27 protein-coding genes are annotated in these 24,973 nt (G+C 70.8%); 19 read left to right on the top strand and 8 right to left on the bottom strand.

Annotated features, from left to right (window positions below; genetic code table 11):
• Positions 1-51 precede the first annotated feature (51 nt).
• From ABZ887_RS48440 to ABZ887_RS48430, 3 genes are read left to right on the top strand one after another with little or no spacing between them, the layout of a single operon-like run.
• Positions 52-720 (top strand): DUF4956 domain-containing protein, encoded by a 669-nt coding sequence (locus ABZ887_RS48440; protein ID WP_361305637.1) that lies wholly within the window; start codon positions 52-54, stop codon positions 718-720.
• On the top strand, positions 717-1,550 hold the full coding sequence (locus ABZ887_RS48435; RefSeq protein ID WP_361305635.1) for a polyphosphate polymerase domain-containing protein: 834 nt from the start codon (positions 717-719) through the stop codon (positions 1,548-1,550). Before ABZ887_RS48440 ends, ABZ887_RS48435 begins: the two co-directional genes overlap by 4 nt.
• Entirely contained in the window at positions 1,547-2,401 is an 855-nt protein-coding gene (locus ABZ887_RS48430; RefSeq protein WP_361305633.1) for a phosphatase PAP2 family protein, read from the top strand. The genes ABZ887_RS48435 and ABZ887_RS48430 overlap by 4 nt, the downstream gene beginning before the upstream one ends.
• 649 nt (positions 2,402-3,050) lie before the next feature.
• On the opposite strand, the gene ABZ887_RS48425 is transcribed toward ABZ887_RS48430, so the two are convergent.
• Both ABZ887_RS48425 and ABZ887_RS48420 read right to left on the bottom strand, forming a co-directional pair.
• Entirely contained in the window at positions 3,051-3,383 is a 333-nt protein-coding gene (locus ABZ887_RS48425; protein ID WP_361305631.1) for a TfoX/Sxy family protein, read from the bottom strand.
• Positions 3,380-3,838 (bottom strand): SRPBCC family protein, encoded by a 459-nt coding sequence (locus tag ABZ887_RS48420; protein ID WP_361305629.1) that lies wholly within the window; start codon positions 3,836-3,838, stop codon positions 3,380-3,382. The genes ABZ887_RS48425 and ABZ887_RS48420 overlap by 4 nt, the downstream gene beginning before the upstream one ends.
• A gap of 169 nt (positions 3,839-4,007) precedes the next feature.
• Here ABZ887_RS48420 and ABZ887_RS48415 point away from each other — a divergent pair, with 169 nt between their 5' ends.
• The 4 genes from ABZ887_RS48415 to ABZ887_RS48400 all read left to right on the top strand — a co-directional run bounded on the left by ABZ887_RS48415 (position 4,008) and on the right by ABZ887_RS48400 (position 7,534).
• A complete protein-coding gene (locus ABZ887_RS48415; RefSeq protein WP_361305627.1) occupies positions 4,008-4,745 on the top strand; it encodes a flavodoxin family protein in 738 nt (245 codons plus the stop codon).
• Positions 4,746-4,878: 133 nt separating this feature from the next.
• On the top strand, positions 4,879-6,333 hold the full coding sequence (locus ABZ887_RS48410; RefSeq protein WP_361305625.1) for a molybdopterin-dependent oxidoreductase: 1,455 nt from the start codon (positions 4,879-4,881) through the stop codon (positions 6,331-6,333).
• Between the two features lie 2 nt (positions 6,334-6,335).
• Complete coding sequence (locus tag ABZ887_RS48405) at positions 6,336-6,845, top strand: hypothetical protein (protein WP_361305649.1); 510 nt, start codon at positions 6,336-6,338, stop codon at positions 6,843-6,845.
• Positions 6,842-7,534: a class I SAM-dependent methyltransferase gene (locus ABZ887_RS48400; RefSeq protein ID WP_361305623.1), complete on the top strand. Its 693-nt coding sequence runs from the start codon at positions 6,842-6,844 to the stop codon at positions 7,532-7,534. Before ABZ887_RS48405 ends, ABZ887_RS48400 begins: the two co-directional genes overlap by 4 nt.
• Positions 7,535-7,678: 144 nt before the next feature.
• On the opposite strand, the gene ABZ887_RS48395 is transcribed toward ABZ887_RS48400, so the two are convergent.
• A complete protein-coding gene (locus tag ABZ887_RS48395) occupies positions 7,679-8,737 on the bottom strand; it encodes a helix-turn-helix domain-containing protein (RefSeq protein WP_361305621.1) in 1,059 nt (352 codons plus the stop codon).
• A 244-nt stretch (positions 8,738-8,981) separates the two neighbouring features.
• Between ABZ887_RS48395 and ABZ887_RS48390 the strand changes: the two genes are divergently transcribed.
• The 6 genes from ABZ887_RS48390 to ABZ887_RS48365 all read left to right on the top strand — a co-directional run bounded on the left by ABZ887_RS48390 (position 8,982) and on the right by ABZ887_RS48365 (position 11,808).
• Positions 8,982-9,122, top strand: coding sequence for a hypothetical protein (locus tag ABZ887_RS48390; protein ID WP_361305619.1), 141 nt, complete (start codon positions 8,982-8,984; stop codon positions 9,120-9,122).
• Between the two features lie 74 nt (positions 9,123-9,196).
• Positions 9,197-9,328, top strand: a complete 132-nt coding sequence (locus tag ABZ887_RS48385) for a hypothetical protein (RefSeq protein WP_361305617.1) — start codon at positions 9,197-9,199, stop codon at positions 9,326-9,328.
• Positions 9,329-9,428: 100 nt separating this feature from the next.
• Positions 9,429-9,788 carry a hypothetical protein gene (locus ABZ887_RS48380; protein WP_361305615.1) on the top strand — a complete coding sequence of 120 codons (360 nt, stop codon included), beginning with the start codon at positions 9,429-9,431 and terminating at the stop codon, positions 9,786-9,788.
• A complete protein-coding gene (locus ABZ887_RS48375) occupies positions 9,785-9,955 on the top strand; it encodes a hypothetical protein (protein ID WP_361305613.1) in 171 nt (56 codons plus the stop codon). Before ABZ887_RS48380 ends, ABZ887_RS48375 begins: the two co-directional genes overlap by 4 nt.
• Positions 9,956-9,988: 33 nt before the next feature.
• The gene (locus tag ABZ887_RS48370; RefSeq protein ID WP_361305611.1) at positions 9,989-10,507 is read left to right on the top strand and encodes a hypothetical protein; all 519 of its coding nucleotides are present in this window, start codon (positions 9,989-9,991) and stop codon (positions 10,505-10,507) included.
• Positions 10,504-11,808 carry an ArsB/NhaD family transporter gene (locus tag ABZ887_RS48365; RefSeq protein WP_361305609.1) on the top strand — a complete coding sequence of 435 codons (1,305 nt, stop codon included), beginning with the start codon at positions 10,504-10,506 and terminating at the stop codon, positions 11,806-11,808. The genes ABZ887_RS48370 and ABZ887_RS48365 overlap by 4 nt, the downstream gene beginning before the upstream one ends.
• Positions 11,809-11,829: 21 nt before the next feature.
• Here ABZ887_RS48365 and ABZ887_RS48360 read toward each other — a convergent pair whose 3' ends face one another.
• Complete coding sequence (locus ABZ887_RS48360; protein WP_361305607.1) at positions 11,830-12,312, bottom strand: CBS domain-containing protein; 483 nt, start codon at positions 12,310-12,312, stop codon at positions 11,830-11,832.
• A 244-nt stretch (positions 12,313-12,556) separates the two neighbouring features.
• Here ABZ887_RS48360 and ABZ887_RS48355 point away from each other — a divergent pair, with 244 nt between their 5' ends.
• Together ABZ887_RS48355 and ABZ887_RS48350 are read left to right on the top strand one after the other, a co-directional pair.
• Positions 12,557-13,132 carry a TerD family protein gene (locus ABZ887_RS48355; RefSeq protein WP_361305605.1) on the top strand — a complete coding sequence of 192 codons (576 nt, stop codon included), beginning with the start codon at positions 12,557-12,559 and terminating at the stop codon, positions 13,130-13,132.
• A gap of 570 nt (positions 13,133-13,702) precedes the next feature.
• Positions 13,703-13,960, top strand: coding sequence for a hypothetical protein (locus ABZ887_RS48350; protein ID WP_361305603.1), 258 nt, complete (start codon positions 13,703-13,705; stop codon positions 13,958-13,960).
• A gap of 123 nt (positions 13,961-14,083) precedes the next feature.
• Here the strand turns inward: ABZ887_RS48350 and ABZ887_RS48345 are convergent, their stop codons facing one another.
• A complete protein-coding gene (locus tag ABZ887_RS48345) occupies positions 14,084-16,402 on the bottom strand; it encodes a PAS domain S-box protein (protein ID WP_361305601.1) in 2,319 nt (772 codons plus the stop codon).
• Positions 16,403-16,645: 243 nt separating this feature from the next.
• Here ABZ887_RS48345 and ABZ887_RS48340 point away from each other — a divergent pair, with 243 nt between their 5' ends.
• On the top strand, positions 16,646-16,804 hold the full coding sequence (locus ABZ887_RS48340) for a hypothetical protein (protein ID WP_361305599.1): 159 nt from the start codon (positions 16,646-16,648) through the stop codon (positions 16,802-16,804).
• 51 nt (positions 16,805-16,855) lie between these two features.
• On the opposite strand, the gene ABZ887_RS48335 is transcribed toward ABZ887_RS48340, so the two are convergent.
• The 3 genes from ABZ887_RS48335 to ABZ887_RS48325 are packed head-to-tail and all read right to left on the bottom strand — an operon-like array spanning position 16,856 to position 18,386.
• Positions 16,856-17,347: a DUF4188 domain-containing protein gene (locus tag ABZ887_RS48335; RefSeq protein ID WP_361305597.1), complete on the bottom strand. Its 492-nt coding sequence runs from the start codon at positions 17,345-17,347 to the stop codon at positions 16,856-16,858.
• A 56-nt stretch (positions 17,348-17,403) separates the two neighbouring features.
• Positions 17,404-17,613, bottom strand: coding sequence for a 2TM domain-containing protein (locus tag ABZ887_RS48330; protein WP_361305595.1), 210 nt, complete (start codon positions 17,611-17,613; stop codon positions 17,404-17,406).
• Between the two features lie 50 nt (positions 17,614-17,663).
• Positions 17,664-18,386: an alpha/beta hydrolase gene (locus ABZ887_RS48325; protein WP_361305593.1), complete on the bottom strand. Its 723-nt coding sequence runs from the start codon at positions 18,384-18,386 to the stop codon at positions 17,664-17,666.
• 187 nt (positions 18,387-18,573) lie between these two features.
• Here ABZ887_RS48325 and ABZ887_RS48320 point away from each other — a divergent pair, with 187 nt between their 5' ends.
• The 3 genes from ABZ887_RS48320 to ABZ887_RS48310 all read left to right on the top strand — a co-directional run.
• Positions 18,574-21,141: an FAD-dependent oxidoreductase gene (locus ABZ887_RS48320; protein WP_361305591.1), complete on the top strand. Its 2,568-nt coding sequence runs from the start codon at positions 18,574-18,576 to the stop codon at positions 21,139-21,141.
• 285 nt (positions 21,142-21,426) lie between these two features.
• Complete coding sequence (locus ABZ887_RS48315; RefSeq protein WP_361305589.1) at positions 21,427-24,630, top strand: BTAD domain-containing putative transcriptional regulator; 3,204 nt, start codon at positions 21,427-21,429, stop codon at positions 24,628-24,630.
• A gap of 155 nt (positions 24,631-24,785) precedes the next feature.
• On the top strand, positions 24,786-24,973 hold a 188-nt coding region (locus ABZ887_RS48310), incomplete at its 3' end, for a hypothetical protein (RefSeq protein WP_361305587.1).

Genomic DNA, 24,973 nt, shown 5'->3' with positions numbered 1-24,973 from the left:
CGCGGACCGCGACCGGTCCCCGTCCGACGTGCCGTGACGGAAGGGACCCCCATGCACGCATCGGTGCTCGCCGCCAAGGGCATCACCGACCACCTCACGGTCACCGATCTGATGACCCGCGGCGGTCTCGACGTCCTCGCCCTGCTGATCCTGGTCGGCCGGCTCTACCGGCGCCGGCCCAGCGTGCCCGCGATGCCGCTGGTGCTGGCCGCGCTGAACATCGGCCTGTTCGCCGCGATGAGCACGATCAGCGCAGGCAAGTTCCCGGCCGGGGTCGGCTTCGGGCTGTTCGGCATCCTCTCCCTGGTCCGGCTGCGCAGCGCGGCGTTCACCCTCCGGGACGTCGCCTACACCTTCGTCAGCCTGGTGATCGCCCTGTGCACGGGCCTGCCGCAGCGGCAGACCTGGCTCGTGGTCGCGCTGGACGTGGTGGTGCTCGTCGCCGTCCTCGTGGTCGACGACCCCACGTCGTACGCGCCGCCGACCCGGACGGTGAAACTCACCCTCGACCGGATCTACCCGGACCCGGCTGTGATCGCCGCCGACGTGGCCTTCCGCTTCGGTCAGGCGCCGCTGTCGGTGGTCGTGGACGAGGTCGACTACGTCCGTGAGACCACCCGGGTCTCCGCCCGTTACCCCGCCGAGCCGGCCGTCGCCGCGGACGCCGAGCCGACCGTCGTTTCGGACTCCGGGCCGAGTGAGCCGGTGATGGCGCCGTGAGCCTCGACTCGCCCCTGGCCGCCCGGTTGGGCCTGTCGCAGCTGCGCGGCGCGACCCTCGCCGAAGTGGACGCGGCGGCGGCGCTCCAGCACCGCGTGGACCGCAAGTACCTGGTCCCGCTCGACCGGGCCCGCCGCCTCGTCGCCCACCTCGCCGACAGCCACCACGTCCTCGACCTCGGCACCGGCCGTCGTACGACGAACTACCTCAGTACGTACTTCGACACCCCGGAGCTGGGCGCCTGGCGCGGCCACGTCCAGCAGCGGCGGCGGCGCTGGAAGGTCCGCACCCGCCTTTACGCCGAGGACGGACTGTGCCGGGTGGAGGTGAAGACGAAGGACGGCCGCGGCGCCACGGTCAAGCACGCCCTGCGGGTCCCGGCCGCCGAGTACGGCGAACTGAGCGGCTCCGCGGCCGAGTTCACCGAGTCGATGCTGGAGCAGGCTGGTGTCCCTGTCGCGGTCGAAGAGCTGTCCGCCGCCGTGGAGGTCCGGTACGTCCGCGCGGCCCTGGCCGACCTCCGCCACGGCAGCCGCGTCACCCTCGACTCCACCCTCAGCTGCCGTCGGGACGACCGCACCGCCGCACTCGACCCCGGGTATGTCCTGGTCGAGACGAAGGGCGGAGCGCGCCCCGCCCCCGCCGACCGGCTGTTGCTCGGCATGGGCGTCCGGCCGGTCTCGCTCAGCAAGTACGTCATCGGCCAGTCCCTGCTCACTCCGGGCCTGCCCGACAACGACGTACGCCGCCTCGCCCGCGCCCACTTCACCACCGAAGCGCACTCGGCACCGCTTCCGGCACCGCTCCCCGAAAGGATCCCCGCCGCATGAACGTCCTGCGCGGCGTCAAATGGCGCTATCCGCTGATCGCCCTGCTCGCCCTCGCGGCCGTGGCCATCAGCACCCTGCGGCCGCAGCTGGTCACGGCGGTCACCGCCGCGGTGAAGAACCCGAGCGCGACGGACCTGATCAAGCAGGACCCGCCGCCCCCGCTCTTCACGGACGCCGAGATCGCGGCGATCGGCAACGCGGCCGACGCCCAGCGCACGAAGGCCGACGCACTCTTCGCCGAGTGGCGGAAGGCCCACGGCACCACCCGCGACGACAAGGCGTTCACCGCCTGGGCGGCGCAGCAGGTCCCGGCCCCGCCGTCGGCGAAGCAGCGCACCGCCGAACTCCGCCAGGACCAGGCCCTCGCCAAGACCCGCACGGCGGCGGGGAAAAAGGCCGCGACCTGGCTGGAGCTGCACGGCAAGAAGGACGTCTGGAAGCTCTATCTCCACGACCAGCGCGAACTGATTCCCGCCGCGCGCGGCAAGACCGAGAAGGCCGCGCTGAAGGCGGCCCTGAAGCTGGCCAAGACGATCAGCGACCAGCTGGCGGCCAAGGACAGGCAACCGGCCCCGTTCGTCCTCGACCCGTCCCTCCGCCCGGACAAGCACATCACGTCCGGCGCCAAGGGCCCGTACTCCTACCCCTCCCGGCACGCGACCCGCTCCGCCGCGGCCGTGACCTTCCTCAGCGCCCTCTCCCCGCACCGCGCCGCGGACTACCAGTGGATGCAGGCCGAAGTCCTCTACTCCCGCCTCTACATGGCAGGCCACGTCACCAGCGACCTCACCGCCGGCACGCTGCTCGGCGACCTGATCGGCGACTACGAACTCTCCGTCAGCGGGCACTGAGCCGGCCGGCACCCGCCGACCTGCCGATCTGCCGAACCAGAAACTCGCCGGGGGTGTCTCCATGCCCTCCGGCGCGGCACCCGAAGACGCGGGATCGTGCGTCCATTGCCCCTGGTTGACCGGTCCCACGGGCAGGTAAGGGCACGACCGCCCGGCCGGAGGCGTCGGCAGCCCCGCCTCGCGGACCAGAAGTCGCCGAGCGAGGATCAGCCACCCGGAGCGTGGGCGGAGTTGTTACAGAGAGCTGACGTACCAGTCGAATCCCTTCTACCCTCTCACCTCATGGACGACTCTGGTCCTGGCCACCACCGACCGGCGGTGGTGGTGGCGAAGGTCCGAAGAGTCACGCATGAGCAGGCGCACCCCCCGTCCCGCTCGGGCTGGACAACAAGAAGGTTCCGCTGTTCGGCAGTTCAACCGGCCAGGAGTCGTCCCGGTGACGCGCGACGGACGTCGGGCACCGTCGACGGCCTTCGTACCGGCCGGAAAGGGTTCGCTGACCAGAATCGGCACGACCGACAGACTGCCTCCATTCACCGAATCCGGCATGGAAGGCATCGCCGCGGTGTAAAGAAGCGGCCACCGCGGCCATGGTGCCCCGGACCTTCCCGTCCGGGGCACCAGAGGTCGAAGGCGGGGCGGCGAAGACCTACTTGGGCGGCAGGCTTGCCGCGAAGGCGTAACCCTGGCCGATCCACTCGCTGAGAACCCCGTCCTCCGTGACGGCCGAGGACGCGACCACGACCCAGCCGCGCATCGGGCGGCCCGTCATGTCGAAGATCCGGGCTCCCGGACGGGCCAGTGCCGCGTCCGTGGCCTCCGGGCCCACCCGGACCATGAGGTCGTCGCCGGTCACTCCGACGGCCATGTTGCCGCTGTGCAGGAAGGCGACGCCGCCGAACATGCGCTTCTCGGTGATGTCCGGGTCGGCGCCCAGATGCCGCCGGATCCGCTCGGCGAGTCCTTCGTCGTACGCCATCATCCACGGCCTTCGTGATCGGTGAGCCGGTGTTCGAGGTCGCGCAGGTCCTTGGCGAGAGAGGAGCGGACCTGCCGGGCGGTCAGGGGGTCGGCCAGCCGCAGCAGGCCCCCTGGGCCGCCTCGAACCCGGATACCGGCCAGAGTTCCGCGCGGATGGGGCTCGAACGAGTACGTGACGTGCATCGGCATGGGGGCTGCCGTGGCGACCATGTCCAGCAGCCGCGGCGGGTCGTACCCGGCCACCCGCAGGACGTAGTGGATGCTCCGGCCGAGGAACCGGGCCGTACGGGTGACCTCGGCGCCCACGCCGAACCCGCCGGTGTCCGCCTCCCGGGTCAGCTCGGCCGTGCGGATGCCCTGGGTCCACTCCGCGTCGTGACGCCAGTCCATGGCGTACGCCGCGACCCGGTCGGGCGGCAGCGGGATCACCCGGCGCACCATCACATCGATTGCCACAGGGCCAGACTCCCAGCCGGTGCCGGAATGCGCACGACAGCGGACGGACGGTACCGAGGCCATTCGGAGGTGCTGCGGTGGCACCTGGCGCTGCGGGCTCGCACGCTGGAGCCCGGACAGGGACGACTCGCCACGCGCCATGCGAGGGCAGGGCCTTTCAGGAGGACGTGTGACCGCTTCGCCGCCCGCCACCGACGCGCCGCCGGCCCGGTACGACGACCTGCGCGCGCTGGTGATCAACTGCACCCTGAAGCGCTCCCCGGAGACGAGCAACACCCAGGGCCTGATCGACCGCAGCACCGCCGTCATGGACGCGCAGGGCGTGCACGTCGATGTCGTCCGGGCCGTGGACCACGACATCGCCACCGGGGTCTGGCCCGACATGCGGGAGCACGGCTGGGAGACGGACGCCTGGCCCGACCTGTACCGGCAGGTCATGGCGGCCGACATCCTCGTGCTGGCCGGCCCGATCTGGCTCGGCGACAACAGCTCCGTGACGAAGCGGGTCATCGAGCGTCTCTACGCCTGCTCCAGCCTGCTCAACGACGCCGGCCAGTACGCCTACTACGGCCGGGTCGGCGGCTGCCTGATCACCGGCAACGAGGACGGCGTCAAACACTGCGCCATGAACGTCCTCTACAGCCTCCAGCACCTCGGCTACACCATCCCTCCCCAGGCGGACGCCGGCTGGATCGGCGAAGCCGGCCCCGGCCCCTCCTACCTCGACCCCGGCTCCGGCGGCCCGGAGAACGACTTCACCAACCGCAACACCACCTTCATGACCTGGAACCTGCTCCACCTGGCCCGGGCCCTGAAGGATCTCGGCGGCATTCCCGCCTACGGCAACCAGCGCACCGCCTGGGACGCCGGCTGCCGCCGCGACTACGAGAACCCCGAACACCGGTAGAGCCACCAGGAGACGATCCCGGCCGGCCCACCTGGCTGTGCCGGTCTGGAGATGTCCTGTCTGTCCGGCACGGGTCCCTGCATTGAGGGCCGTCCCGTTGTGAACTCGGTTCGAAGACTGGAGGAGACGCCCGATGGCAGGTGGCGGACGGCCGTCGGGTCCGGCCCCGACCGGCGGGTCGCGGCGCCCGCGGCCGGATGAGACGTCGGCACCGAAACGGATGAAGCGGCTGCAGCGGCTGAGGCGCGTACGCGGCACCTTGGCCGCCGCCGCGGTTGCGGGCCGTGCCCGGACCCGTGCCACGGCGCAGCGTGTCGGGCAGTTGCCCCCGCCTCCGGGGCCATTCCGCCCCGGATTCTGGCGCAGCCCGATCCGCGGGCCCTGGCTGACCTCGGCTTTTGGGTTGGTCCTCCTGATCGGTATTCCGGTGCTGTTCATCACCGGACTGCTCTCCTACGCCGCCTACAATCCCGATCTGAGCCCTCTCAACGACGAGACCCCCGACAAGGGCGTCCTGGGCTTCTACCTCTTCGCCTGGCCCACACATCCCTACTGGCTCTACCGGCTGCTCCAGGGCGTCCACGTGACGCTGGGCGTGGTCCTCGTGCCGGTGCTGCTGGCCAAGCTGTGGTCAGTGATCCCGAAGCTGTTCGCATGGCTGCCGGTACGCTCCGTCGCCCACGGCCTGGAGCGGCTGTCCCTGCTGATGCTGGTCGGCGGCGTCATCTTCGAGTTCGTCACCGGAATCCTCAACATCCAGCTCTACTACGTCTTCCCGGGCTCGTTCTACCGCCTGCACTTCTACGGCGCCTGGGTGTTCATCGCAGCCTTCGCCGTACACGTGTGCCTGAAACTCGGGCGGATGACCCGGGCCCTGCGCTCGCGCAGCCTGCGGACCGAACTGCGCACCGGCCTCGCCCACACCGTGCCCGAACCCCCCGATCCCGACGGCCTGGTGGCGACCGCCCCCGCGCCGCCGACGATGACCCGCCGCGGCGCGCTCGGGATGGTGGGCGCGGGATCGCTGCTCCTCCTCGTCGTGACCGCCGGACAGAGCATCGGCGGGTGGCTGCGCGGCACAGCGCTGCTCGCACCGCACGACCGCGATCCGGGCAGCGGCCCGAACAGCTTCCAGATCAACAAGACGGCGGCGAAGGTCGGCGTCACCCCCGCGCTCGTCGGCCCCACCTGGCGCCTGGAGGTCCACGGACGCGGAGCGCCACAGATCCTCACCCGCGATCAGCTCCTGTCGATGCCCCAGCACGCGGCCGCACTGCCGATCGCCTGCGTGGAGGGATGGTCCACCGAGGACCAGCACTGGAGCGGCCTGCGGCTGGCCGACCTCGCCGCCCTGGCCGGGATGCCCGACGCCGCAAGCGTCCTGGTCCAGTCGATCCAGCCGCCCGGGCCCTTCACCAGGGTGGTGCTGCGCGGCAACCAGATCCACGACCCCCGAGCGCTGCTCGCCCTCCGCGTCAACGGCGCGGACCTCTCGCTCGACCACGGCTACCCGGCCCGCATCATCGTCCCGGCCAACCCCGGCGTGAACAACACCAAGTGGGTCCACCGGCTCACCTTCAGGGCGTGACCATGGCACGACTCGTCCGCTGGTACGGCTCCGGCCCTCTGCACCTGCTCGTCCTGATCGCCTCGTTCGCCCTGACCGGCTACGCCCTGGTGCGCCTGTTCGCCGTCCAGCCCTGGGCGGTGGCCATCTGGTTCGTCGGCGCGGCCGTCCTCCACGACCTCATCCTGCTGCCCCTGTACTCGCTGGCCGACCTCTTGGCCCTCGCCGTACTGCGGCACCGAGCCGACGCCGCCGACAGGCCGACGGTGCGGTGGATCAACCACCTGAGGGTTCCCGCCTTCCTGTCCGGTCTGCTCCTGCTGGTCTGGTTCCCTCTCATCTTCCGTCTGGCGGCGCCCTACCCCGGTGACACCGGCCTGTCCGACAGCGTCTACCTCGGCCGCTGGCTGGCGATCACCGGCGTGCTCTTCGCGGCCTCCGCGGCCCTCTTCGCCGTGCGACTGCGCCGCGTCCGCCGACCGGGCGGCGACGACGAGAGCCGACCCGCAGCCGGACACGGCACGGCACCGTGACAACGGACGAGGAGGAGCTCTACGACGCCGGCGAGGACCCGTACGCGCTCGCCCTGAGCCTCGGCGATGAACCCGTGTACCTACGACTGGACGACCGGCGTCGCATCCGGATGCCGGTCCGCCGCTGGCACGAGCAGCCCACGGCGGCCGACAGGACCGTGCTGGAACGCTGCACCGGCCCCGTCCTCGACATCGGCTGCGGCCCGGGTCGTATGTGCAGGGCACTCCTGCGCCGGGGAGTCTTCGCCCTCGGCGTCGACATCACCCCTCGCGCGGTCGCACTGACCACCGCCCTGGGTGGGCTCGCACTGCACCGATCGGTCTTCGACCGGCTGCCGGCCGAGAGAGGCTGGCGGACGGTGCTGCTCATCGACGGCAACATCGGCATCGGAGGCGACCCCCATGGCCTACTGCGTCGCTGCGGCGACCTCATCGCCCCCACCGGGTGCCTCGTCGTCGAGGTCGACCCCCATGACGTGGAGGAGCAGTGCTCCGCACGGTTCGAGGACGTCCGCGGCAAGGGCGGTCCGTCCTTTCCCTGGGCGCGGCTCGGGCGACCGGCGCTCCACCGGACCGCCGCCGGCCTCGCCCTCACGGTCACCGACCAGTGGACGAGCGGAGACCGCTGTTTCGCCGCTCTCGTGCACCAGGGATCGTCCTCGGAATGCCGTGATTCGGGACGAGGATGACGGCCATGACGGCCAGAGCCGGACCGCAGGGGGCGACAGCCGCCGCCGGGCCACGATCGGCGCGCCGCCCGGACGGGCGCGACAGGGCGGCGGCACGACCGCGGACCGAGGTCTCCGGCTCCGGTTCCTCCGGCACCCACGGAGTCACATGTCCGTGGCGGGCCAGTCCAGCAGTCGTGCCCCGATGACCGCGGTCTGGAGCATGTACCGGTGGGTCGGATCGGCGGGGTCGGCGCCGGTGATCTTGCGGATGCGTTCCAGACGGTACGTCAGGGCGCGCACGCTCAGGGAAAGACGGCGGGCCGCCTCGGTGGCCACGCAGCCGGAGTCGAAGTAGGCGGTGAGGGTGTCGAGGAGGGGCTCGGCGCCGCCGCGGGCCGTGACGAGCGGGCCCAGGGTGCCCTGGACGAGGTCGGCCATGGCCTGCCGGTCGCGGGTGAGGACGGGGTAGACCAGCAGGTCGGCGGCGCGCAGGACCGGCTCGTCGAGGTCGAGGCGCTCGGCGAGTTCGAGGGCGTTGAGAGCCTCTTCGTAGGACTGGACGACCCCACCGGGGCCGGGCTGGGGGCGGCCGATGGCGACCCGGCCGCCCTCGGTGGCGTCGTGCGCCTGCTTGGCGAAATACGTGAGGACGTCGGCCTGGTTTCCGGGGGCGATGCACAGCAGCCGGCCGTCCTTCGTGGTGAGCAGGACGCTGCGGTCACCGAACCGTGCGATGACGGCCTGCTCCACCCGCCTCGGCACCGGGTCGCCCTCGCCGTAGGCGGTGGTGCCCTGGGCGACGGCGACCGCGTGGGCGTGGGACAGACGCAGACCGAAGCGCTCGGCGCGTTCGGAGAGGCGCCCCAGGTTGCTGCGGCCGTACAGGAGGTCGTCGATGAACTCCCGGCGGGCCGCCTCCTCCTGGCGTACCGCGAGCAGCTGGGCGCGCTCGAAGCCCTCCGCGAACGCGTCGACGACCTGCTGGACGGCGGCGAGTGCCTCGTCGGCGGAGCCGGTGGCGCTGGGCCAGGCCGTGCGGGCGGCCGTGAGGTGCGCGCTGACCAGGGTGCGCAGTCCGTGGCCGGCCTCGGCGGCCTGTTCGCCGAGGGCACGACGGGAGGCGATCTCGTCCCGGGTGAGGCGCCGGCCGGTGGCGGAGACCTCCGCCAGGATGCGGTCGTAGCCGTCGAGGTACTGCTCAGGTATGTGTCGGTCCGTCACGCCGTCCCCCGAAATCTTGACGCGCCGCTGACGGTTTCTTAGCGGGTCACCGGCATCCAGACCCTAATCAACACTGCCGGACACCGGCAATGCGCGGGGCGGTTCCGGTCGTGGACCATGGCTCGCGGGGAGCACGGCGGATCGTTCCGGTGCCGGACACCGGCAGGCACCGGCACCGGAACCCGGAGTCGATCCGCGCCCCCGCGGACAAGAACGGCGCGGGCCGAGAGGGGGGGGCGGGAACATGCGGGCGTTTCTGGTGGCCGCGACCGGCCTGCCGACCATCCTCCCGACCGCGGCCCTGGTGGCGGTGGTCTGCTTCTGGCTCCCGACCCTGGCACATCTGAACGAGCCCTCCGGTCCGCAGCAGGACCGCGCCACGTGAGCCACGCCCCGCCCCCTCCCTTTCTCCTTCACGCCCGAACGCTCGAACTCCTCTACGCCTCAAGGACGTATGCCATGACTCCCATGACCAAGGGCATCGCCGCCGAGGCCGAGGCGCAGGGGAAGCCGGTCAGGGACATCGAGGCGGCGGTTGCCGGACAGGTCGGGCGCGCGGGGGGTTCGCCGACGCCTCCCTCTCGGCCCTGAACGGCAGCATCAGGGGCTGACCGGCCCGTGGTCCGGAGCCGCCGCACAGGGGACGGCGGCTCCGGACCACGTATCTCCTTCGACCTGCTGAGAGGGGTCCATGAGCACCGGCCAGGACACCCGTGTGTACGAGGCTTCAGGGACCGGCGCCTACGAGGTACCGCGTGCCCGGTTCACCGCCCAGGCCGCCGAATTCGCCGCGCTCCTCCACGACCACCACAGCGCCGAGGCCCGGACACTCACCACCGGAGCCGAGGCAAACCTACTGAAACCGGCCGGGCCGCGCGGCACACTGGCGGCCGAACAGGCCCTTCACTGGGACGAGTTGAAAGCCGCGTGCATCCGCACCCAGATCCTCGGCGGCCCGGACGGCGACCCTCTCACCCGCGCGGTCTTCGTCCTCGGCCTGCTCACCGCCCCCGACGCGCGCCGCGTTGCCGGCAGGGAGGAAGGGGCATGACGTCCTTCCTGATTCCCGTCGCCGCGGCCTTGCTGGTCGTGGCCGTCTGTACCGGCGTGCTGGTCCGCCGGGACCGGCGCCGGATGGCCGGGGGTGCCTGGGCCACACCCGACGCCGGACGGGCCCCCACCGAGACGGGGTGCCGCACGGGCAGGACTGACCTGTAGGCGCCGATGCGCGTGCACTCGGCACGGCGGTCCTTGCCGGACTCCGGCAACCTGCCGACCGAGCCGGTGCGCGTAACCGTTCTGTCAAAGACGCATCAAGAACAGGTATGGTTTCCACCGGTGTGCCGGGAAGCCTGGTCGGCGAACAGAGGTGTGATCTCTCTTCCGATCGGGGTGTCGCCGGTGGTGCTGGCCGCTGTCTTCGGGGTGACGCCGGTCGGCGACGGCTTCCGCGGGCCGCTGCTGCAGCCGGTCACCGGAGCGATCCCGTACCGCCCGTATCGCCCGTACCGCCTCGTGCAGGCCGCCCTCCGCCTGGCGGCGCTCTCCGCGACCGCCGTGCCTGCCGCCCTACTCGCCGCCGTCTCGCCGGCGGCGAAGAAGACGTTCGAGCCGCTCCGCCGACGCTTCGTCATTCCGCTGGTGACGCGCTCCGGCACCGGTGTACCCGTCGCCCGCAGGCTCGATGCCGAGGACCTGGTAGACAGCCCCGACGACGAGCAGGCTCCGGCGGACCCGCCGATCGCAGCAGGGAGAAAGACCGCCGTATGAGCGACTGGCAGAGCTGGGCGGCCGTGGCCGTGTTCGTGGGCACGTACGTACTGATCATCACCGAGCGTGTGCACCGTACCGCCGCGGCCCTCGGCGGGGCCGGACTGATGCTCGCGATCAGCGCCACCGACGACAGGGCGGCGTTCTACTCCGAGCACACCGGCATCGACTGGAACGTGATCTTCCTGCTGCTCGGGATGATGGCGATCGTCGGCGTGCTGCGGCAGACCGGCCTGTTCGAGTACCTGGCGATCTGGTCGGTCAAGCGGGCCCGGGGCAGACCGTTCCGGGTGATGGCGATGCTGATCCTCATCACGGCGACGGCGTCCGCGCTCCTCGACAACGTCACCACCGTGTTGCTGGTCGCCCCGGTCACCCTGCTGGTGTGCGAACGCCTCGCCCTGCCCGCCGCCCCGTTCCTGATCGCCGAGGTGTTCGCCGCCAACATCGGCGGCACCGCGACCCTGGTCGGCGACCCGCCCAACATCATCATCGCCAGCCGGGCCGGCCTGACCTTCAACGACTTCCTGGTGCACCTCGCCCCGATCGCCGCCGTACTGACGGTGGTGCTGCTGGCGCTGTGCCGGGTGATGTTCCGCACGGTGTTCGTGTACGACGAGGAGCGCGCCGCGCAGGTCATGACCCTGACGGAACGCGAGGCCATCCGCGACCCGCGCCTGCTCTGGCAGGGACTCGCCGTCCTGGCGCTCGTCGTCGCGGGGTTCGTCCTGCACCCGGTGCTGCACTACGAGCCGAGCGTGGTCGCCCTCCTCGGCGCGGGTCTGCTGGTCGCCGTGTCGAAGGTGGACACCCGGGACGTCCTGGGCGAGGTGGAGTGGCCCACCCTCGCCTTCTTCGCCGGTCTCTTCGTGATGGTCGGCGCGCTGATCGAGTCCGGGGTCATCGGCGAGCTGTCCCGTGCCCTGGCGGACGCCACCGGTGGCCGGGAACTCGGCGCCATGCTCACCCTGCTGGGCGGCTCGGCGGTGCTGTCCGGCGTCGTCGACAACATCCCCTACGTGGCCACCATGGCGCCCATCACCGCCGACCTGGTCAAGGACATGGGAGGCACGCCGGAGGGCCACCACGTGCTGTGGTGGGCGCTGGCACTGGGAGCCGACCTGGGGGGCAACGCCACCGCGATCGGCGCCAGCGCCAACGTCGTCGTCCTCGGCATCGCCGAACGCAACCGGCAGCCCATCTCCTTCTGGCAGTTCACCAGGTACGGCCTCGTCGTCACGGCCGCGACCGTGGCGATCAGCGCCCTGTACCTGTGGCTGCGCTACTTCGCCCTGGCCTGAGCCGGTTACCGGCGGGGTCGTTCAGGCGTCCGGCGTGCTCGGCGCGCCCGCCTTGCCCAGGAGCTCGTGCAGCAGGTGCGAGGCGGTGACGACACCGAGCAGGTGGGTGCCCGCCTTGTCCTTCGTGGCCACGGCGACCAACGGGCTGCGCACCCGGGCCATCAGCGCGGCGACCTCCAGCGCCGTGTCGTCCGGGTCGGCGATCGGCGGCGCGGCGGCGGAGCCGGACAGGCAGTCGCCGACCCGGCGGCCGGCCAGCGCCTGGCAGAGCCGGTCGGCGTGCTGCTCGTCGACCACCGCCGCGAGCGCGGGGTCCTCGACGACGTACGCCGGGACCAGCACCTTGACCATCTGCGAGGCGGGCAGGATCGCCTTCGGCGCCCCGTGTTCGTCCAGCACGAGCAGGGCGGGCAGCTTCTGCTCGGCCATCAGCCGCGCCGCCTCCAGAGCGTCACTGCCGACGCTCACCGACTGGTACTCCACCGCCAGGTCACGTGCACGCACGCTCGGCTCCCGTCTTCCCGAAACGTCCCTGGGCCCAGGTTCGTACCCGGCCCGCCCGTCGCGCCAGATCATCGGGCAGAAACATACGCAACCCGAACAACAACACGGGCGACCCGCGTCCCACCCCTCCGGACCGTCCGGTGCGACAGGCGTCAGGGAAGCATCAGTTCGCTGGTCACAGGCCATACTTCACGGGTGGGGCCGGTCGAGCCCCCAGCGGTCCGGTGCGGGGAGGGGACATCCGGTGAGCAGTGTCGGCGAGGGGCTGGGGAAGGTCGAGGTGCGGCTGAAGTGGGATCCGAGCCCTTTCGGGGAGCCGCCCCGCCACCTCGACATCGTCGCCGCGACCTACTCCGCGGACGACCCCTACGGGCGGCCGGTGTACATCGTGCACTACGACAGCCGGTCACCCGACGGCACGATCAACATGACCCGGCACAGCCGGACCGGCCAGGGCTTCGGCTACGTCGAGGTGATGGTGCTGGAGTTCGACCGCCTCGCGGCCGCCTACGGGCGGGTCGTGGTGGGAGTGGTCATCCACCAGGACGGCGGACGCCGGACCTTCGGCGACATCCACAACGCCGGGGTGCTGGTCGTCCAGCGCTACACCGAACTGCTGACCGACGACTTCACTCAGGTCGCCGACTCCACCGCCACCACCGTGGCCGAGTTCGTCAGGGACGGCTCGGGCGAGTGGGAGATGCACGAGATGGTCGAGGGGTCCGACAGCGACCCGGTGCCCTTCACCCTGGAGATGGGCAGCGTGCGCCGGCCCCGCGGCGGCCATACCCCGGAGGAGCGCCCGGCGGGGACGGTCTGAGCGCACCGGTCAATGCTGTCGATGCGCGCAAGTCACCCGTACGGGTACCTCGGACTGATCCGGGCAGCAGTCAGTGTTTCTCCACCGTGACGCTCGTTTGACGCTCCGAGCCCCTGACGGCGCCCTGCCAGAACCGAAAAACAGCCTCTGTGCTGCATCTTCTCTGACCTTCACGCAGGCTGACATCTGTCCGATGACCCACCACATGGAGTGCGTCGCGATTCCGGAGCCGGTCGGGAAGGGCGCCTCTCTGAGGTGTCTCCTGAGCCGGTACGCAAAGTGCCTGTACGACCGCCAGTCCATCAACAACCAAGGCATTGAGAGGCTGTTGAGCTCACGCGATCAGTTGATGGCGATATGTGAACTTGGTTCCGACCGGAGTTCAGTGACGCCCCTCTCGCCCCCCCCCGGCAGATGCCCGGTTCGGACGACCCATGCGTCTGTCCGAGCGTCTTCCGGGCGTGCCTTGAACGGGGAGGCATGCGCTGAGGGTATGCCGTTTCGAGCAAGGTGACCTTGGGACATGCGAGGAGATCAGCTGTGTACGCAGTGGTTCGGCGGTACGAAGGTGTGACAGATCCTGCCGAGGCGGGGCGCCGTGTGGACGAGGGGTTCGTCTCTCTCCTCCGCCAGGTCCCCGGCTTCGTGGCCTACTACTGGATCGACGCCGGGGATGGGGTGATGGTCTCCACCAGCGTCTTTGAAGACGAGGCCGGAGCCGAGGAGTCGGTCAAGAGGGCGGCGGGCTTCGTACGGGACCACCTCACGTCGCTGCTTCCCAACCCTCCGCAGGTCACGGCCGGCCAGGTCGTGGCTGCCGGACAGTGAACTACGCGGCGACCGTCGCGTACGTCGGGGGCCGGATGCCAGAGGAGCGCAGCGGTCGGCCGGATGCTGCAGGCCGCTGTCGGAGCCGGCCGTGCAGGTGCGGGATGCTGGGAGTCTTGGCGGTCACAGTCTGAGGGTGAACCAGGTGGTTTTCCCGCGTTCCTCGGGGCGGACGCCCCAGCTGTCGGCGAGGGTGTCGACGAGGACGAGACCGCGCCCGGATTCGTCGTCGTGGGAGGCCAGACGTGGTTGGGGCAGGTGTGGGCTGAGGTCGCTGATCTCGACGGCGCACTCGGAGGCGCTGCGGCGGAGGCGGAGGACGACAGGACCTTCCGCGTGCTGGACGGCGTTGGTGAGGATCTCGGAGACCAGCAGTCGCGCGTCGTCGGCCCGTTGGGCGCAGCCCCAGGCGGCAAGGGTCTCGACCACGAAGGAGCGGCCCGCGGCCACCGAGGAGGCGGTGGCCGGCAGTTCTGTACGGGCGGTGTCCAGCGGGGCGGCGGGGAGCTGGGTCAGGAGCAGGGTGACGTCGTCGTCGTGGCCCTCTGCGTCGGGCAGCAGCGCGGTGAGGACCTGGTCGGCGGCGGCGTCGAGGCTGCTGGTGCGGGTGAAGGCGTCGTCGAGGGCCGCGGTGAGTTTGTCGATCTGGTGCTCGATGTCGCTGCCGGGGGTCTCGACCATTCCGTCGGTGTACAGCACGAGGGTGGCGCCGGGCGGGATGGCCGAGCTGGACTGCTGATAGAGGATGTCGCCGACGCCGAGAGGCGCGTTCACCGGCGCGGGAAGTCTGCGGCAGCCGCCTTCGGGATCGGTGACGAGGGTGGGCAGATGACCGGCGGAGCACACGGTGACGGATCCGGCGTCCGGGGCGATGACGAGGTAGCAGCAGGTGACGAGCTGGTCGGGGACGTCGAGGTCGGCGACGACCGCGTCCAGGGCCTGCATCAGCTGACGGGGCTGCATGGCGGTCTTGGCCAGGGCGTGGGCGGCGGAGCGCAGCTGGCCCATGACGGACGCCGCCTCCAGACCGCGGCCCATCACGTCGCCGATGAGGACCCCGACCCGGCCGGCGCCGAGCGGGATGAGGTCGAACCAGTCACCGCCCACGCCGGCGCCCTGGGTGGCGGGCCGGTAGCGGCTGGCGGCGGCCAGGCCGGGGATGGCGGGCGGGGTGCCCATGAGGCTGCGCTGCAGGGTGAGGGCGATGTGCTGCTGCTGCCGGTACAACTCGGTGAGTTCGGCCTCCGCGCGCTTTCGGTCGCTGATGTCGCGGACGATGGCGCAGGCGCCGATGACGGTTCCGGAGGTGTCCCGGGTCGGCCACAGGGTGACATCGACATCGAGCAGGGCGCCGGTACTGGTGACCCGGAGCGTTTCGAAATGCTCGATCTTCTCGTCCTGTCTCAGCCGCTCCAGCAGGTGGGTGATCTCGTCCTTGCGTTCCGGCGGTGCCAGCATGGACACGTGCTGCCCGATGGCTTCCTCGGCCGAGTAGCCGTACAGGCGCTGGGCGGCGGTGTTCCAGTAGGTGATGCGGCCGTCGAGGGTCTTGGCGAGGATCGCGTCCTGGGAGGACTCCACGAGCGCGGCGAGCTCGGTGATCCGTGCCTCGGCGGCCTTGCGTTCGCTGACGTCGCGTACGGCGGCGGAGACGAGGAGGCCGTCGGTGGTTTCCAGCGGGCTGAGGCTGATCTCGACGGGGAACTCGGTGCCGTCCTTGCGCAGTCCGTGCAGTTCCAGTCCGGCGCCCATGGGACGCACCTGACGGTTGGTGGAGTATCCGTCGCGATGCCGGGTGTGGTTGGCCTGGAACCGTTCGGGGACCAGCAGATCGACGGGACGGCCGAGGAGTTCGTCGCGCCGGTAGCCGAAGAGGGCTTCGGTCTGGGCGTTGACGAGGGTGATGGTCCCGGTGTCGTCCACGATGACCATCGCGTCGGGGGCCGCTTCCAGCAGCGCCCGGAACCTTTCTTCGGCGGCCTTGCGTTCGCTGACGTCGCGTACGGCGGCGGAGACGAGGAGGCCGTCGGTGGTTTCCAGCGGGCTGAGGCTGATCTCGACGGGGAACTCGGTGCCGTCCTTGCGCAGTCCGTGCAGTTCCAGTCCGGCGCCCATGGGACGCACCTGACGGGTGGTGGCGTAGTCGTCGCGGTGGGTGGCGTGCTGGTCGCGGAACCGGCCGGGGATGAGGATCTCGACGGGGCGGTCGAGGAGTTCGTCGCGGTGGTAGCCGAAGAGGGTCTCGGTCTGGGCGTTGACGAGCTTGATGGTTCCGGTGTCGTCCACGATGACCATCGCGTCGGGAGCCGCTTCCAGCAGCCCCCGGAAGCGGTCCTCGGCTGCTCCGGGCGCGCTCGTTCGGCTCGGGGTACCGCGTCGGCGGTGGGCCTGCTGGGCAGCTCCTGCCCTGTCTATCGGCTCTGACGTGACCGTGTCGCTCATGGCGGCCCCAACTGACTGTCAGGTTGCGGTGAATCGGTCCATCCCAGCGCATCCCGGTCACGCCCGCCTCGGCCTGCCGCTTACTGGCCCCGATACGGCCGTACTCGCCTGTTTGCGACCGGACGCCGTTGCTGTCTGGCGGAGTCGAGAGGGGCAATGTGCTGCTGCCCGGTCAAAATGCCGCGCTGATAGGGGGGTTGGCCGCCATACCGGTAGGTTGGGGCTTGGTGTGCGCTCGACCCGTTGGGGTGTGGAGGCGTCAACGACAGTGACGGCCGGGACACCTGGGCGGCCTGCGACGCGGAGGGCGGCGCGTTCGAGGGGCGCGCCTACGACACCCTCTACCTCGACTGCACCGAGCATTTTCAGCGTGCCGTCCTCACCCAGGAACGGCAACGCTGAAAATGCTCATGGAGTCGAACGCCGAAATGGAAGCAGCCGGCGCCGGGACGGCTACCTCTCTGCCGCCCTCAGACGCTGGGCCGCCGTGTCACCGCGCCGGCCGACCGGTATGACACCTGTCGCGGCGGCGAGGCCGTATGCGGGCATGTCGACGTACACCGATTCGTAGGAGCCTGCCGGGACGATGAACGTCTCGTGCCAGATGCCCACATGACCCTTGCCGGCACGTGCTCGCCGGTTGAACGCCGCCCATGCGGGCCGGTGTTCCTTGTCCTGCTGGTGGGCGTAGGCGAGGAGCCGTTCCTTGTCGGACCAGTACTGGACGACGTAGAAGTCCCGGAGGCCGCCGTAGAGCACCTTGTAGCCGAGAAGCCCGCTGGACTTCTCCTGCGACAGTTCGCGGAGCATGCGAGGCATCGACATGAATGCCGGAAACCAGCTGGAGAATGCTCGCAGCCGGTTGATCCGCAGCCCGATGTGGAAGACGACGACGTCGCCTTCGGCGGCGGCGGTGTTGCGACCCGGAATCACTTTCTCGGACATGATTCTCCTCTGGCCCTTCTTGGACCCTTCTTGGGCCCTTCTCGCGATGGTTCAGGTCATGGCCGGGCCAGCGATCGGAACTTCGAGCGAATCGCCCAGAAGTGGATCACCAGCCCGATGCCCCAGCCGAGAATCGACCACAAGGGCCAGAAGAAGTGGTCGGGTGTGAGAATCGCCCACAGCACCACCTGGGCCACATTGGCGATGACGTACCAGAAGAGGTGGATCCGCAGTCCCCACCTCATGGCCTTCTCGCTCTTCTGCATTTTCCCTCCCATGGTTCAGCGGATCGGTGCACTTCCAGCGACCGGCGGTGCTATTGCGGGAGCGTCTGTTCCTGGGCGGCTGTCTCGATGAGGGCCACCGTCGCGCCCGGCCGGGAGACGAACACCATGTGCGAAGCACCCTCGACCACCTGGGTCTTCGCGTCGGAGCGCTGGGCCATGAACTCCTGCGTCGCCGGTGGGATGATCCGGTCGGCGCCGCTGATCAGGTTGTAGCTCGGGATGGTGTGCCATGCCTGCGGCCCGGTGGCGGGCTCGCCCAGGGCGGCACCGGTGGCCGGGCGTTGCGTGATCGAGTAGAGGGCGGCTTCCTCCGCCGACACGTCGGCCGCGAAATGGGGATGAAAGACTTTCGGGTCGATGTAGAGGTCCACCTGTCCGTCGGGCAGCGGCACCGGCTTCAGGGACTCACCCACGGTGCTGCCCGGGAACCGCTCGACCAGGGCTTGCGCGCTCTCGCCCGTCTCCGGCACGAACGCCGCCAGGTAGACCAGTGCCTTCACGTTCGTGTTTCCCGCGGCGGCGGTGGAGATGACCGCACCGCCGTACGAGTGCCCGACCAGCACGATCGGTCCCTCGATGCTCTCCAGCAGCGCCTTGACCTGGGCCGCGTCGAAGGCGAGCCCTCGAAGTGGATTCGGCGCGGCGACCACTGGATAGCCGTCGGCGACAAGCCGCTTGGCGACGGCGTTGAAGCCGCTGCTGTCGGCAAAGGCTCCGTGTACGAGCACGATCGTCGGTTTCCCGCTCACCATGGACCAACCCCTTCTTCGGATGACGGCTCGAACCCCGTTTGCGGCGCAAAGCTAGGACGTCGCACTGGACGGGAATGGAATGAGACCGGGACCCGGTTCCGGGTGGGCTTCACTGGTCATTCAGTCGACGTCAAGCCGGTTCGGCCAATCTGAGCGCCTCGGAGGACAGACGACTGGGGGGTTGCCGATGGTGTCGGACGAGGAAGCCGATGTGGTGGTGATCGGGTCGGGTATGGGCGGTCTCGCGGCGGCGCGCACGATCGCGCAGTTCGGCGGGAAGCGTGTTCTCGTCCTCGAACAGCACTACACGCTCGGTGGGATGACGCACGAGTTCTCCCGCGCCGGGCGCTACCGCTTCGGCACCGGACTGCATTACATGAGCGCGAGTGCCGGCCCGTTCCTCGGGTTCATGACGGACGGAAGGGCGCAGCTCTCGCCCCTGCCGGACGAGTACGACGCACTGCACTTCCCGGGGTTCGACTTCACCGTCCCCGCCACGAAGGAACGGTTCCGTGAGCGTCTGAAGGAACGGTTCCCTGCCGAGTCCGGCGCGATCGACCGCTTCTTCCGGACCACGCGCTGGGCCATGGCCGGGCTGACCGCGCACAATGTCCTCGCATCGTTCCCCGCCGGCGTACGGAAAGCGGGTGCGCCCGTCGTCGAGCGGCTCTTCCCGTCGGCGTTCCGGTCGTTGCGGGACCAGGTCGCCCGCAGTTTCCGCGATCCGCGGCTGCGGGCCGTGCTGGCCGCGCGATGGGGGCTCTACGGAACTCCGCCCGCGTCGAGCGCGTTCGGCTACCACGCGGCGGTCCCGCTGACCTTCTTCATGGAAGGCACCGCACATCCCGTGGGCGGCCCGCACGAGCTCAACCGGGTCGTGCTGGAGATCCTGCAGCGGTACGGCGTGGTGCTGCGCTCCCGGCAGGCGGTTCATGAAGTCGTCGTCGAGGACGGCAAGGTGGCCGGCGTCGAGGTCGAGGACACCGCCACCGGCCGCCGCTACCGCGTGCGGACGGACACCGTCGTGTCGGCGGCCGGAGTGCGGAACACGTACGCACTGATCGGCAAGAGCCACGAACTGGCGGAGCTGCCCGAGGAGCGGTCGGCGGTCATGCTGTTCCTCGGACTCGACCGGTCGCCGGCCGAGTTCGGACTGCGCGGCGAGAACCACTGGTTCATGCCGGATCTCGACGAGTACGACGGCGTTCATCGCCCTCCCGGGGAAGGCACGCTGTACGTCTCCTTCGCCTCGCTCAACAACCCGGCTGCCCGGTTCCACACGGTGGAACTGCTGGAACTCGTCGATCCGAAGGTGGTCGACCAGTGGCGCGGAACGCCCGAGAACGAACGACCGGACAGCTACCGGAAGTTCAAGGACGAGCTGACCGCGCGGCTGATCGCCCGCCTGGAGGAACGCTGGCCCGGCTTCCGGGAGCGCATCGCATTCGCCGAACTGGCGACGCCGCTGTCGTTCGAGACCTATCAGCACAGCGTGCGGGGATCCTTCTACGGACTCGCGGCGACTCCCCAGCGGTTGCGTTCGGCGCGGGCGGGATGCCGTACTCCGGTCAAGGGGCTGTTCGTGGCCGGGCAGGACGCCTGGGGTTCCGGCGTGGTGGGGGCGCTGGCGGGCGGGCTGATGGCGGCGAACGCGGTGCTGAAACCACGGCAGTTGGGGACGATGTGGCAGGCCATCCGGGCCGGTGGGGTGACCCGGGATCCGGCCACGCCCTGGGAGGGGTATCTGCGCGTCGCCGGCATCGAGGTGCTGACCCCGACGGTCCGGAGGATCCGCTTCGCACCCCTGGCCGGGGACACGATGCCGTTCGCGTTCGCCGCCGGGCAGTACGTGAAGGTCGACCTGCCCGTCGCCGTCGAGCCGATCGAACGGTCGTACTCGATCTGCAGCAGTCCCGGGGAGAGCGGCTTCGTCGAGATCGCTGTGAAGCACGAGCCGGACGGGCTGGGCTCGGGGTTCCTGCATGAGGAACTGGAGGTCGGGTCGGCGTTGCGGGTGAGCGGCCCGCACGGCGAGTTCACCTGGGAGCCGGGCAGCGAGGCGGACCCCCTCCTGCTCATCGCCGGGGGCGTCGGCATCACCCCGCTGATGAGCGTCCTGCTCGCGGCCGCCGACGCCGGTCACACGGGGCGGATCGTCCTGCTGGCGAGCTTCAGGACCGAGGACGAGGTGGTGTTCGGGCCGGAGATCGAAGCGCTGCGGTCCCGGCTGCCGGGGCTGGAGGTGTCGGTCTTCGTCACCGGCCGGCAACAGCGCATCGGTCTCGACGAGTTGCTGCCGTACGCGGGCCCGACGACCCGCGCGCACCTGTGCGGTCCCGCGCCCATGATGCAGGACCTGATCGGCCGCCTGCGGGAACTGGGGGTGCCGCGCGAGGCCATCCGCACCGAGGCGTTCGTGTCGGGCCGCAGCAAGGAGACCCGCCGCGAGAAGGCGCACGCCATCGCCGTCGCCGCCGCGGCGGCCGGGGTCACCGAGTTCATGATCGGCACGGTGGGCGGCGCCCCGGCGTTCCCGTGCAGCCCCGGGCAGTCGGTCCTCGACGCCGCCAACGCCGTCGGCGTCGCGTTGCCCCAGTCGTGCGGCGAAGGCGCGTGCGGCACCTGCCGGGTGCGGGTGCTCTCCGGCACCTACGAGACCGACGACCGGGGGATGTTCTCCGCCGACGAGCTGGCGGCGGGCTGGCGGCTGGCCTGCCAGACACTGCCCACCGAGGACCTGGTGATCGACCAGTAGGACGGGCCGGCCGCGGTCACTGTCCGCGCCGTCCCGTCGACAGCACGACGGACAACGGCTTCTGACCCCAGCCCCTCCGGCTGACTCCAGCCCCTCCGGTCCGGTGGCACTCGGCGCGCTGCCCGGCTGAAGAACCTGCCGCGATCACTGCTCTCGTCCCTGGTCGTTCGCTGCGCCCTTCCGGCCGGTGATCAGCAGCGGTCGCCTTCCCTTCCGCGCGGCCTCGGTCACCACGGGCATCGGATGGCGGCGAGGGCGACCCGGGACTCGGAATGGAAAATTGGAATGGCCTCCTCCGACGCATCCCTGCGTCTGCAGGTTCTCGGTCCGTTGCGGGTCTGGCGGGACGGTGTGGAACTGGACGCCGGTCCTCCGCAGCAGGCGTATCTGCTCGCCGTCCTTCTCGCCCGTGCGGGCGAGCCGGTCAGCATCAGCGAGTTGGTCGACCTGATCTGGGCCGAGGACGTCCCCGCCTCGGCGGTCAACATTCTCCAGAAGTACGTCGGCGCGCTGCGGCGGCTGCTGCAGCCGGCGTTGCCCGCGCGGGAACCCGGCTCGTACCTGCAGCGCCGCGGTAGCGCGTACCTGTTCGTGGCTGCCCCCAGGACCCTGGACGTCGTCAGGTTCCGTGAGCTGGTCGAAGCGGCCGAGGGCGACGTCGCGGAGCAGCGGCTCGCCGCCGCACTCGACGGGTACCTGGAAGCGGTGGGGCTCTGGCACGGCCCGGCCGGCGACGGGGTCGCCTACGGCTCGACCGGTATGGCGATCTTCGCCGGGCTGGACGACGAGTTCCGCCACGCCTGCGTGGCGGCAGCCGAGTTGGCGACAAGGCTCGGCCGGCCCGAACGGGTGCTCCAGTCCTTGCACATGGCCGCCCGGATGGCGCCGTTGCACGAGAGAGTGCAGGCGAGTCTCATCGCCGCCCTGGCTGCCGCCGGCCAGCCGGCCGAGGCACTGTCGGTGTTCCGGACCGTCCGCGCCCGGCTGGCCGAGGAACTGGGCGTCGACCCCGGACCGGCATTGGCGGCCGCTCACCAGCGGGTGCTGGAACGGGCACCGGCCGAGGACATGCCCCATGAACGGGAGGACATGCCCCGGGAACGGCCGGCGGCGCCCACCACCGGGGCGTCGACTGCCGACCGCCTGGTCGGCCGTCTCGGGGAACTGGCGGTGGTGCGGCACGCGGTGGAATCGGCACTCGCCGGATCGACGGGGCTCGTGCTCGTCGAAGGAGAACCCGGAGTGGGCAAGACCCGCCTGCTGGAGGAGGCCGGCGCCGAGGCGAACCGGCGTGGCGCGCTCGTCGTCTGGGGCCGTTGCCTGCCGGGGGACGGCACGCCGTCGATGTGGCCGTGGGCGCATGTCGTCGGCGCCCTCCTGGACGATGTGCCGGCCGTGGCGCGCGAGGACTGGCAGGCGGGCGAACTCGGCCGTCTCGTGACACCGCGCGGCAGCGGCCGTACGACGCCGACGCTCCCGGAGAGCGGCGTGCGGTTCCGCCTCTTCGAGCAGGCTGTCGGGCTCGTCCGCCAGGTATCGGCGCGGCGACCCGTGGTGCTCGTCGTCGACGACCTTCAGTGGGCCGACACCGCCTCGCTGGAGCTGCTCGGTCACCTGATGGCTCGGCTGCCGGGCGGCACCGCCGTGATCGGGGCGCTCCGCGACCGCGCGCCCGCGCCGAGCCCGGAACTGGGGCGGCTGCTCGCCGCGGCGAGTCGGCTGCCCGAGCATCGCAGGATCCCGCTCGGCCCGCTCGGCCCGGCCGAGGTGGCCGAACTCGTCCGCCGTGAGACGGGGCAGGACCCCGGCCCGGGTGCCACCCGCCTCATCCACACCCGCACCGCCGGCAACCCCTTCTTCGTCCGCGAGCTGTCCCGGTTTCTCGCCGACGGCGACGTCCTCACGGAGGCCACCGCGGCCCGGACCGCGGTACCGGCCACCGTCCGGGACGTCGTTCGCGACCGGATGACCGCACTGAGCGCCGACGCCGGCAGCCTGTTGCAGATCGCCGCGCTGATCGGCCGTACCGTCGACCTCGCTCTCCTCGCCCGCACTGCCGGTCTCGACCACCAGGCATGTCTGGACCGCCTGGAGGCGTGCGAAGGGCTGGGCCTGCTCGAACCCTCGCCCGGCGACCCCTACTCGTTCGGGTTTCCGCACGACCTGGTCCGCGAATCGGTGGTCGAGACCATAGCGCCGCCGCGCGCGGCCCGGCTGCACCTGCTGATCGCCGACGCCCTGGAGCACAGGGCCGCGGACACCGAACTGGTGGCCGAGCGCCTCGCCCATCACCTGTGGTCCGCAGGGCCGCTCGCGGATCCGGCCCGCACCGCGACCGCGCTCGTCCGGGCCGGCCGCTGCGCCGCCGCCAAGCTGGCACTGGAGGCAGCCGCGCGCCGACTCCACTCGGCCGCGCGGGTGGCGCGCACAGCTGGCCTGGCGGAGTTGGAGCTGGCCGCCCTGTCCCTGTTCACCGCGGTGGACGGCATGCGGGCGGGATACGTGGGCTCGGCGGTCGACATGCTGGAGCGGGCCGAACACCTCTCCCGTGGACTGAACCGGGAACGGGAGGCCGCCGACTTCCTCTTCTCCCGCTGGGCCGCTTACGCCCAGGGCATACAGCTGGACCGCGCCGGCCGGTTGGCCGGTCAGCTGCTGGCGCAGGGGGAGGCGTCGGACGACTCCGCCGTGCGCGCCTACGGCTGGTACGCCTGGGGCATCCACCAGTGGGGTGTCGGCAACATCGGAGAGGCGTTCCGGTACCTGAGCCGGACCGACTGGACCGTTCTGGACGACCTGGCCCACCATGAGGAGGACCCGCTCCGGCGCGATCTGCGACTGCTCGCGGCCGGGATGCTCGCGATGATGACCGCACTGCACGGGGACGCCGACGCGGCACTGGCCCAACTCGCCACGATGAAGGCCGCCGCGGGGGACGACCCTTACGCGATCACGGTCTGGGCGGCGTACTCCGCCAGAGTCGCCGCTCTGATCGGCGACCCGGCACGGGCGCTGCGCGCGGCCGAGTGCGGGATCGACGTGGACCCCGCGTTCTCGTTCGGCTTCCTCGGCGCCTACCAACGGCTGGCCCGGTGCTGGGCGCGTGCCGTGACCGGCGAGGACCCGGTCGGCGCAGCCGCGGAGGCGCAGGATCTGATCGTCGCGTCGCTCTCCGACCCGCCACGCTCGGGCCTGGCCACCTGGTACGGGCTCCTCGGTGAGATGTGGCTGGCAGCCGGAAAGCTGGACGAGGCCGACGCGGCGCTCGACCGGGCGGACGCGGCCATCGAGACCTACGGCCAGCGCTACGCCGAAAGCCTGCTGCTTCTGCTCCGGGCACGGGTGCTGCAGGCACGCGGCGAGCCGGTCGCCACGGTTCGGGCCGTTGCCGAGCGGGCGCACGCACTGTCCGTCGAGCGCGAGGCCCACCTGTTCGCCCACCGTGCCGAGGAACTGCTGGCCGAGCTTGCGGACAACACGTCCCGCTGACACCCGCGTTCACGACGCCCACCGCCGGTGAGCCGGGCCGGATCACACCGGGCTCCTGCAGATCGGGAACCTGGTTCCGCCACGACAGCACCGCCCAGTCGGTCGACCCAGTGGTCGCCCTGGCGGATGGACCCAGGCCGCAAAGGAACCGTAAAGTGGCTACGCCGCAGCCGATCGTGGTCGGCCCGGGAGTGGGGGTAGGGGTGGGCATGGCTTCCTCCGGCGGACATCTGCGTCTGCAGATTCTCGGTCCGTTGCGGATCTGGCGGGACGGTGTCGAACTGGACCCCGGGCCTCGGCAGCAGTCGTACCTGCTCGCGGTGCTGCTCGCCCGCGCGGGCAA

The organism is Streptomyces sp. NPDC047061 (assembly GCF_040643955.1).
GTDB lineage: Bacteria > Actinomycetota > Actinomycetes > Streptomycetales > Streptomycetaceae > Streptomyces.
Note: the sequence above shows the minus strand (reverse complement) of the source record. Positions and strands in the feature narration are given on the sequence as shown.

Excerpts from the sequence above, each read along its gene's own strand:
- ABZ887_RS48440 (WP_361305637.1), top strand. The coding sequence starts at position 52 with ATGCACGCATCGGTGCTCGCCGCCAAGGGCATCACCGACCACCTCACG.
- ABZ887_RS48430 (WP_361305633.1), top strand. The coding sequence starts at position 1,547 with ATGAACGTCCTGCGCGGCGTCAAATGGCGCTATCCGCTGATCGCCCTG.
- ABZ887_RS48425 (WP_361305631.1), bottom strand. The coding sequence starts at position 3,383 with ATGATGGCGTACGACGAAGGACTCGCCGAGCGGATCCGGCGGCATCTG.
- ABZ887_RS48410 (WP_361305625.1), top strand. The coding sequence starts at position 4,879 with ATGGCAGGTGGCGGACGGCCGTCGGGTCCGGCCCCGACCGGCGGGTCG.
- ABZ887_RS48405 (WP_361305649.1), top strand. The coding sequence starts at position 6,336 with ATGGCACGACTCGTCCGCTGGTACGGCTCCGGCCCTCTGCACCTGCTC.
- ABZ887_RS48390 (WP_361305619.1), top strand. The coding sequence starts at position 8,982 with ATGCGGGCGTTTCTGGTGGCCGCGACCGGCCTGCCGACCATCCTCCCG.
- ABZ887_RS48385 (WP_361305617.1), top strand. The coding sequence starts at position 9,197 with ATGACTCCCATGACCAAGGGCATCGCCGCCGAGGCCGAGGCGCAGGGG.
- ABZ887_RS48380 (WP_361305615.1), top strand. The coding sequence starts at position 9,429 with ATGAGCACCGGCCAGGACACCCGTGTGTACGAGGCTTCAGGGACCGGC.
- ABZ887_RS48375 (WP_361305613.1), top strand. The coding sequence starts at position 9,785 with ATGACGTCCTTCCTGATTCCCGTCGCCGCGGCCTTGCTGGTCGTGGCC.
- ABZ887_RS48365 (WP_361305609.1), top strand. The coding sequence starts at position 10,504 with ATGAGCGACTGGCAGAGCTGGGCGGCCGTGGCCGTGTTCGTGGGCACG.
- ABZ887_RS48345 (WP_361305601.1), bottom strand. The coding sequence starts at position 16,402 with ATGAGCGACACGGTCACGTCAGAGCCGATAGACAGGGCAGGAGCTGCC.
- ABZ887_RS48335 (WP_361305597.1), bottom strand. The coding sequence starts at position 17,347 with ATGTCCGAGAAAGTGATTCCGGGTCGCAACACCGCCGCCGCCGAAGGC.
- ABZ887_RS48330 (WP_361305595.1), bottom strand. The coding sequence starts at position 17,613 with ATGCAGAAGAGCGAGAAGGCCATGAGGTGGGGACTGCGGATCCACCTC.
- ABZ887_RS48325 (WP_361305593.1), bottom strand. The coding sequence starts at position 18,386 with ATGGTGAGCGGGAAACCGACGATCGTGCTCGTACACGGAGCCTTTGCC.
- ABZ887_RS48320 (WP_361305591.1), top strand. The coding sequence starts at position 18,574 with ATGGTGTCGGACGAGGAAGCCGATGTGGTGGTGATCGGGTCGGGTATG.
- ABZ887_RS48315 (WP_361305589.1), top strand. The coding sequence starts at position 21,427 with ATGGCCTCCTCCGACGCATCCCTGCGTCTGCAGGTTCTCGGTCCGTTG.